This window comes from Allobosea sp. GW821-FHT12C12, from assembly GCF_058807355.1.
In genome coordinates this window covers 121385-129574 of sequence record NZ_JBXAQP010000013.1, presented here as the reverse complement: position 1 = coordinate 129574, position 8190 = coordinate 121385, and the positions used below count along the sequence as shown (strand labels likewise).

Genomic DNA, 8190 nt, shown 5'->3' with positions numbered 1-8190 from the left:
CGCCCCCGCCCCGCGCCCACCGGCCAGGAAGGCCGCCAACGCTCGCGCCGGAGACGCCGGATGGGAGGAGTTCTGAGGGTCGAATCCGCGCCGCCATCGAGGCGGCCCGGCTGTTTTCGTCGAAACGTCACCGATTGCGTCGGACGGCGTTGACAGGCCCGGCCGGCCCCCGTAAACGAACCGCCGTTGCCCAGGTGGCGGAATTGGTAGACGCACCAGCTTCAGGTGCTGGCGCTCGCAAGGGCGTGGAGGTTCGAGTCCTCTCCTGGGCACCACTCTTTTTCGCCTTTGGCGTCAAAGAGTTAAGCATTGATAACGAGTTGCATGGTATCCGCTTTGACACCGCGGTTTGACACCATGGCACTCGCAATGTCCCGACCCTTCACTACCAAGCAGGGTTCCTACTACCTCAACGTGAAGGTCAAGAAGGCGCTGCGCGACACCGCGCGGCCGCATCCTCACGCTTCCCATCGGCGACACCCACGCCACTGTGACCGTCACCGACAAGGTGTTCATGTCGCTCAGGACCAAGGTCCCCAGACCGCCAAGACGCGGTTCCGCCTGGCTGCGCACGCGCCGATCAGTACTTCGATGGGCTCGCCAAAGCGCCGCAGCCGCTGACGCGCACCCAGAGTGTCAAACGGCACGCAATGTTGCCCCCGATCGGCGCCCAATCTTTTGCGTGCCGAAACACACCATTGGCGCCGCACCCGATTCCGTGACGATCTACCTGCTCGACGCGAACGTGCTACGCGAGCTCCACCCGAAGGGCCACGCGCGCGTCAGGCCCTGGCGCGCGAGGGTGTCGACAGATGATCTGCGGATCAGCGCCATGGCCTTCTTCGAGAAGCCAGCGCGCTCCCGCCCCATCGACCGATGCGCCACCGCGGCGGTCTTCGGCTAGTCAAAGCGCGATGAGAATGGATTTCTGACGCAAGTTCGCTCGATAGGCTTCGCGCCCGAGGTCCTTGCCAAGGCCCGAAGCCTTCCAGCCCCCTGTCGGCAGGATGTGATCGCGCGAGCGACCGTAGCGGTTGATCCAGACAGTGCCGGCTTCCATGGCGTGAGACGCTCGGATCGCGCGCGCGAGATCGCGCGTATAGATGCCGGAGGCCAAGCCGTAGGTCGCGTGACGCGACAGGTCGAACGCCTCGTCCTCCTCGTCGAAGGTCTGGAGCGTAAGCACCGGGCCAAAGACCTCCTCGGTGATGGCTGGTGAACGACTGTCGACGCCGGCAAGAAGCGTGGGCTGGTAGAAACTGCCCTCGCACTGAAACCGCCCTCCGCCGCAGAGCACGTCGGCTCCGGCGGCGCGGGCCGCGGCCACGATGCCATCGATCCTCTCGAGTTGCCTCTCGGAGATGATCGGAGAAAACTGGCTGGCCTCGTCCCAGGTCGGCCCGGGAATGGGTCTGGCCATCTTCGCGACGATACGCTCGGCAAGCTCGTCTGCGGCTCCGCGCGCTACGACCAGGCGCGAGCCCGCGACGCAGACCTGCCCGGCATTGGCGACGATCCCGCGCGCAACGCAATCGGCTGCCAGGTCGAGATCGGCATCGGCAAAGACCACCTGCGGTGATTTTCCCCCGAGTTCGAGCGTCATCGGGCGCATCCCGGTGCGGGCATTGTTTTCCATGATAGCGGCGCCAGCCCGTGTCGATCCGGTAAAGGAGATCTTGGCGACACCGGGATGCGAGACGAGTTCCGCACCGGTCGTGGGCCCGTCGCCGAGCACCACGTTGAAAAGCCCGGCCGGAAGGCCCGCGCGCACGGCCAGTTCAGCCATGTAAAGCGTCGACCAGGGCGTCAGCTCGGAGGGTTTCAGGATCACCGCGTTGCCCGCAGCCAGCGCGGGACCAAGTTTCCAGGCGGCGAGCGCGACGGGGAAGTTCCAGGGCGTGATCGCCCCGATCACGCCATAGGGCTCCGCGGCGATGAGGCCAAGATGCTCGGCGTCGGTCGGAACGACGTCACCGCCTTCCTTGTCCGCGAATTCGGCGAAGAAGCGGATCTGTTCGATTGAAATCGCGATGTCGCCCGGAATGGCTTGCGCGATAGGACGTGTGGAGCAGAGGGCTTCGAGCCGGGCGAGCGTCTCTGCTTCGCGTTCCATCAGATCGGCCCAGGCATGCATCGCGTTGACCCGGTCGCGGGGCCGGGCCCGCCCCCAGCCCGAACGTTTCAACGCAGCTTGAGCCGAACGCACCGCCAGGTCGACGACGCCGGCATCGGCGCGCGGGATCGCCCGCAGGCAGCGACCGTCAGATGGCGCCAGAACCTGAATCGCCTCGGCACCAGAAACATAGCCACCATCGATGTAGTGGCCCGCGGGCAGAGCGATGGAGCTAGGATCAAAGGAGAGCGACATAACGGGCCTCGAGCGTGCATTGCGTATGGATAGAAGCTTGCCGGAACGTTCGATCTGGCCGCTCCCGGATGATGCATGTTTCCCGGTTACGGCACATGTGGCGAAGGCGTGGGCTGCACCGCCGCGATTGCGACAGGGCGAACGGGCGCTTGACTGCGGAGACGGCCGATTTCTGCACATTCTCGTTCAGCGGCGGCGGCGATGATTTCGGCTCCGGCGAGATGGCAGAACCGACCTTGGCACCGCCCCATGCCGAGACGCGAAATCGCCTTGGACCGGTTGGCTTCGGGGCCGGAGAGCGCGAGGCTTGCGCGCAGGGCGCCTGCCGTAATGCCTTCGCAGCGACACAGGATGCTGGCGTCGGGCAGCGCCTGTATAGCCGCCGCGGGCCACGGAAAGGCCCGCGCAATTCCAGCGGCAAAGCGCTCCAGTCGGGCGAGACGGCGCAGATCCGGCCCGGGGTCCGGAGCGGGAATCCCCAGATCCCGCAGGCAGCCTATGGCGGCGAGCCGTCCGGTTACCTCAGCCGCATCCGCGCCGCGCGGCCTCGTCCCGTCGCCGGCAAGCCAGACCACGGGCGCGGCCCGGCCCAGGGCGTCCACCCGAGGCAGCCATTGCCGCCAAAGCGGGTCATAGGCGAAGGTCGCTCCGGCGAGGTCGGCAAGCTGAGTCTCGGAGCGGAGATGCCAGCCAAGCCCGACCATATCGCACTCCGTCCGGTGCTCGCCCGTCACGTCGCGCCAATGCATGGCCTTCAGACCGGTCGCGCCGTTCTCGATCCGCAGGAGTTCCACGCCGGCGCGATAACGCCGTCCGAGGCGCAGCCGCATCCCGATTCCCCGGAGGGCGACTCCGGGCCGGGCGGCGAGTCCCGCCGCTCCCCGACATTGGGTTCTCATCGCCGCGGTGTCGAGCACCGCGGCGACGTTCGCCCCGGCCTCGACGAGTTGCACGGCCACCAGCGTGAGAAGCGGACCGCTTCCCGCCAGCACAATCCGCTGTCCGAACGTCACGCCCTGCGACTTGAGCGCGATCTGCGCCGCCCCGAGCGTGAAAACCCCCGCCGATTGCCAGCCTGGCACCGGCGCCACGCGATCCGTCGCTCCGGTCGCGAGGATCACCCGGTCCGCACGCACCGTGACGAAACCTCCGGGCCCATTGGCATGGAGCACTCCGTCGAAAAGCGCATGAACGGATGTCGACGCGCGATGCTCCACCTTCCCTGACTCGGCGAGACCGTCGAACAAGCCATGCAACGCCCGGGCCTTGACTGCTTCGGACCCGTAAAGCGCCTGCGGCGGTCGCGTGAAGCCCTCCGGCGGACGGCGATAGATCTGGCCGCCGGCGCGGACGGCCTCGTCGATGACGACAGGGCGCAGGCCCGCCGCGACGAGCGTTTCCGCCGCCCGGATTCCTGCGGGTCCCGCGCCGACGACGGCGATACGTGGAGAGATCATCGCCAGCTCTCCGGCGACGTGGTCAGGAGACGCATGCCCTCGATCAGCGGGGTCGAGCAGGCTCGAATGCGAGGGCCAGCCTCCTGCCAGATCCAGCAGTCCTGGCACGCTCCCATCAGACAGAAGCCAGCACGCCCTTCCGGCCCGAACTCGGCCGTCCGCAACCGGTCATGGACCGAGAGCACGGCGGTCAGCACGGTGTCTCCGCGCAGCGCCGTCGCCTCCTCGCCATTGAGAACGAAGACGACCGGCGCCCGCCGAAACTCGGCGAGGCGCTGCACCCTGCCTGTCATTCCGCCGCCTCTGTGAGAGGCGCCACACGGGGCAGTCCTGGGAAGCGGGCACAGGTTTCAGCATAGGCTTGCTCTAACCCCGCCAGCCCCGAACGCCCCTTCATCCGCCGGAAGATCTCGGTCTTGGCGAAGAAGCGCCAGTGGATCGGCAGGGCTGCGAGAATGCCGGTCAGCCGGTCATAGGCCGTATCGGTCCATTGCGCCTCGTAACCCGTCCTTTCGGGGCCGAAATCGAAGTGGCCGCCCGGCCCGGCCCTCTCGACCCGGAGCAGCGCGGTCGCCTCGACATCGACGTTGCCGTCCCTGAGCGCCACGCCGTACTCGGCGCGTGCCGCTGCTTCCGACACGTAACCTCGCGCGACATCGGTCGCGACGCGGTCGGCCTCGCGCGCGAAGGGATCCCCTCGCCCGCCGCCGCCGGCGGACCGGATCTCGAGCACGTCGCCCGGCTGCAGGACCGCCGTGTCGATGTTGCCGAGCCGCCGCTCGTCGGGAGTGCCGGGATTCACCACCATGTCGGAGAGCCCCGCCGCGCGGCCGCCGAGCACGCCCCAGGGCCGGAAGAAGCTCCGGTCCCGATTGCGCGCGGTGATGCGGCTGTCGGGAGCGAAGACGCGGAAGGCCATGACCGTTGCAAGCCCTCCCCGCCAGCGCCCTGGCCCGCCGCTGTCCCGCGCTAGGCCGTAGTGGATGAACTCGACCGGCGTCTCCGTCTCGGTGATCTCGATCGGCGTATTCTTCAGATAGGCCGCGTCGGCCCCCGAGCCGTTGGTGCCGTCGCGATAAGGCATCCCGCCGCCGCCGCCAACCACCGGGTTTACGGCGGCGATGACCGTGCGCTTCGTGCGCTCGTCGGTCGTCATGACGTTGATGATACAGTTGTTTCCTGCCGGCGCCGCCGGTAGGCGATCCGGGATGGCCTGGCTGAAGGCGCCGAAAATCACTGAACGCAGGCGTGCGCAGGTGAGCGAGCGCATTCCCACCGCCGCCGGCGATGCCGGATTCAGCACTGTCCCCTCGGGCGTGACGCAGGTGAAAGGACGCGTCAGGCCGGTATTGAGCAGGATCTGCGGGTTTAGCGTGTAGAGAACGTAGTAGATTCCGACGAGCAGGATCGTATGCCGGGGATCGCCGCCCGAAGGCACGTTCAGGGAGGAGCCGAGCTGCGGGTCGGAGCCGGTGAAGTCGAGTACGGCCTCCTCGCCCCGGATCGTCAGGGTGAGCTTCAGGCGGCACGGGTTGGCCTCGACCGAGTCCTCGTCGGCATAATCACAGAAGATCCAGGTTCCATCGGGGATCCCGCGCAGCACCTGGCGGGCCTGGGCCTCGGCGTGGTCGAGAAGCGCGTCGACGCCGGCGAGGAAGGACTCCTTTCCGAATTTCTTCACCATCTGCAGCACCTTGCGCTCACCCGTGTTGAGCGCGCCGACGAGGGCCTTGATGTCGCCGACATTGAGCTCCGGCTTGCGGACGTTCGTCGTCATGATCCGCAGGATCTGCTCGTCGAAGACGCCTTCGCGGACCAGCTTCATGGGCGGGAAGCGCAGGCCCTCCTGGTGTATCTCGGTCAGGGCGCGCGACAGCGAGGCCGGCACGGCACCTCCCATGTCGGTGTTGTGGATGTGGCCCCCGGCCCAGGCGATGATCTCGCCGTCCACGAAGACCGGCTTCCAGAGATGGGTGTCGGGCGCATGGGTCGCGACATGGCCGGAATACGGATCATTCGTGAAGGCGACGTCTCCGGGAGCATAGTTGTCGATCATCTCGATCGCGCGGCCATAGGTAAGGCCCGGATACCAGGTGGCGCCGAGTTCCATCGGCACGGCGAAGGTGCGCCCCCGCCGATCCATCAGCATCACCGTGAAGTCCTGCGTCTCCTTGACAAAGGCCGAATGCGCCGTGCGATGCAGAGTATACGCCATGTTCTCAGCCGCGGCACGGGCGTGATTGGCCAAAACCTGAAGGTTGGCACGGTCGAACATGGATCTACTCCGAAAAGCTCAGATGAATATTGATATGGCGGTCGACCTTGGCCGTCGCGCCTTCGGGGATCGCGAACGTCGTATCCTCCTGCGCGACGACAGCCGGACCGGAGAAACAGGCCCCCGCGGTGAGATCCGCCCGTTCGTACAGCGGCACCTGCCTGGTGGCGCCGCCGACATGGATCGGCAGGTAACGGGCAGGCGCGGCTTGAGACGGAACAGCGTCGGCTTCCGGCAACGTCAGCGCAGGCCCCGCCCCGATCGCAGCAAGGCGCAGGTTCACGACCTCGATTCTCACCGCGTCGTCGTTGAAGTCGTAGACCCGCGCATGTTCGTCGTGGAAGGCCGATGCCACCGCGCCGACATCGCCATCGACCAGCCAGCGAGGCTGCAACGGCACCTCGATCTCGTAGCTCTGGCCGGCATAGCGCATATCGGCCGAGAGGCGCAGCTCTACGGGTCCTTCGTGGCCCTGCTCGGCAAGCCAGACGCGCCCATCGACCGACAATTGCTCCGACGTGCCGGCCAGCGCCGGCAAGGTAGCGGGCTCGAGCGGCGTGAAGACGGTACGGACGAAGTCGCCCCGAAGGTCCGCCACGAGGCCGCCGAGCGCCGAGACCACGCCCGGGCGACGCGGCGCCATCACGCTGGCGAGGCCGAGTTCCCGCGCGAGAAAGGCGCCGAGCATCGGGCCGCCGCCGCCGAAAGGCATCAGCGTGAAATCCCTCAGGTCGACGCCGGCGCGCGAGGCCAGCTTTTCCACTTCGACGAACATTTCGGAGATGGCGATGTTCAGAATCGACTGCGCCGTCTCCTCGACGCCGCGGTCGAGAGCCTGGGCGAGTTCGCCCACGACGGCACGGGCGCGCGCCACATCCATCGAGAGCTGGCCGTAAGCCATGAGGCTGTGGCCGAGCCAGCCGCAGACGACCATCGCATCGGTCACCGTGGCGCGCGTGCCGCCACGGCCATAGCAGGCCGGGCCCGGGGTTGAACCCGCGGATTCCGGCCCGACGCGGAGCACTCCCTGGGCATCGACCGAGGCGATCGAGCCTCCGCCGATTCCGATCGAGCTGACCGAGACCGAAGGAATGTAGAGCGGGAACTCACCGATCAGTTCGCCGGTGCCGTACTGAGCCCGGCCATCGACGATCAGGGCGAAGTCAGCCGATGTGCCGCCGATATCGAGCGTCAGGACCCGGCCGAGCCCGGCCTGCCGCGCGAGCCAGGCCGCGCCGATCACGCCGGAGGCCGTGCCCGAGAGGAGCATGTTCACGCAGGACCGCTTGCCTTCCGCCGCGTTCATCAGGCCGCCGTTGGACTTCGTCAGCATCGGCCGGGCGGGCACGCCCCGCTCGGCTAGACGCGCCTCGAGCGCGCCCAGATAGCCTGCGACACGGGGATGGACATAGCCATTCAGGATGGCGGTCGAGCTACGCTCGTATTCGCGAATGACCGGCCAGATCTCGGCGCTGGTGAAAGTGAAGAGATCGGGCGCAAGACGGGCGATTTCGTCGCGGATCGAAGCCTCTTGCGCGGGATTGCGCCAGGAATGGAGCAAGGAGACGATGATCCCCTCGGCGCCGCGAGCACGGGCAGACTCGACGGCGTGGGCAATGGCTTCCGTGTCGGGGGGGAGGCTCTCGGTTCCGTCGGCACGCAAACGCACGGGAAGGCCGAAAATGCGGTCTCGCGGGATCAGCGGCTCGGGGCGCGAGCAAAAGAGCGAGTACATGTCGGGCATCCGCAGGCGCGCGAGCTCGATCACGTCCTCGAAACCGGCATTGGTGAAGAGCGCGAGCGAAGCGCCCTTGCGCTGGATGATGGTGTTGATCCCGACGGTCGTGCCGTGGACGAAGCGGGTCACCGTTGCGGGATCGAGACCTTCGCGCTCGGCCAAGAGCGAAAGCCCGGTAATGAGCTCCGCTCCCGGATCGTCGGGCGTCGTCAGCACCTTGAGGGAGGTCACCCGGCCCGTCCTCGTTTCGAGGGCGCAGAAGTCTATGAAGGTTCCACCGATATCGACGCCGATCTTCCAGTCGTCGGTGTGTGAGGCGGCATGTATGGGCATTGGCACCTTCCCGAAGCTC

6 protein-coding genes and 1 tRNA gene are annotated in these 8190 nt (G+C 67.1%); 2 read left to right on the top strand and 5 right to left on the bottom strand.

Annotation, left to right across the window (positions count from 1 at the left end):
• Positions 1-188: 188 nt before the first annotated feature.
• A tRNA-Leu gene (locus tag AC1RRW_RS17935) sits at positions 189-275 on the top strand.
• A gap of 407 nt (positions 276-682) precedes the next feature.
• Complete coding sequence (locus AC1RRW_RS17930; protein WP_492902434.1) at positions 683-904, top strand: hypothetical protein; 222 nt, start codon at positions 683-685, stop codon at positions 902-904.
• Here AC1RRW_RS17930 and AC1RRW_RS17925 read toward each other — a convergent pair whose 3' ends face one another.
• The 5 genes from AC1RRW_RS17925 to AC1RRW_RS17905 form a co-directional block, all read right to left on the bottom strand.
• Positions 905-2368: an aldehyde dehydrogenase family protein gene (locus AC1RRW_RS17925; protein ID WP_492902433.1), complete on the bottom strand. Its 1464-nt coding sequence runs from the start codon at positions 2366-2368 to the stop codon at positions 905-907.
• 86 nt (positions 2369-2454) lie between these two features.
• Positions 2455-3825, bottom strand: a complete 1371-nt coding sequence (locus AC1RRW_RS17920; RefSeq protein ID WP_492902431.1) for an FAD-dependent oxidoreductase — start codon at positions 3823-3825, stop codon at positions 2455-2457.
• Complete coding sequence (locus AC1RRW_RS17915; RefSeq protein ID WP_492902429.1) at positions 3822-4118, bottom strand: (2Fe-2S)-binding protein; 297 nt, start codon at positions 4116-4118, stop codon at positions 3822-3824. The genes AC1RRW_RS17920 and AC1RRW_RS17915 overlap by 4 nt, the downstream gene beginning before the upstream one ends.
• Positions 4115-6100, bottom strand: coding sequence for a hydantoinase B/oxoprolinase family protein (locus tag AC1RRW_RS17910; protein WP_492902427.1), 1986 nt, complete (start codon positions 6098-6100; stop codon positions 4115-4117). Before AC1RRW_RS17910 ends, AC1RRW_RS17915 begins: the two co-directional genes overlap by 4 nt.
• 4 nt (positions 6101-6104) lie before the next feature.
• Complete coding sequence (locus AC1RRW_RS17905; RefSeq protein ID WP_492902425.1) at positions 6105-8171, bottom strand: hydantoinase/oxoprolinase family protein; 2067 nt, start codon at positions 8169-8171, stop codon at positions 6105-6107.
• Between the last annotated feature and the right edge of the window lie 19 nt (positions 8172-8190).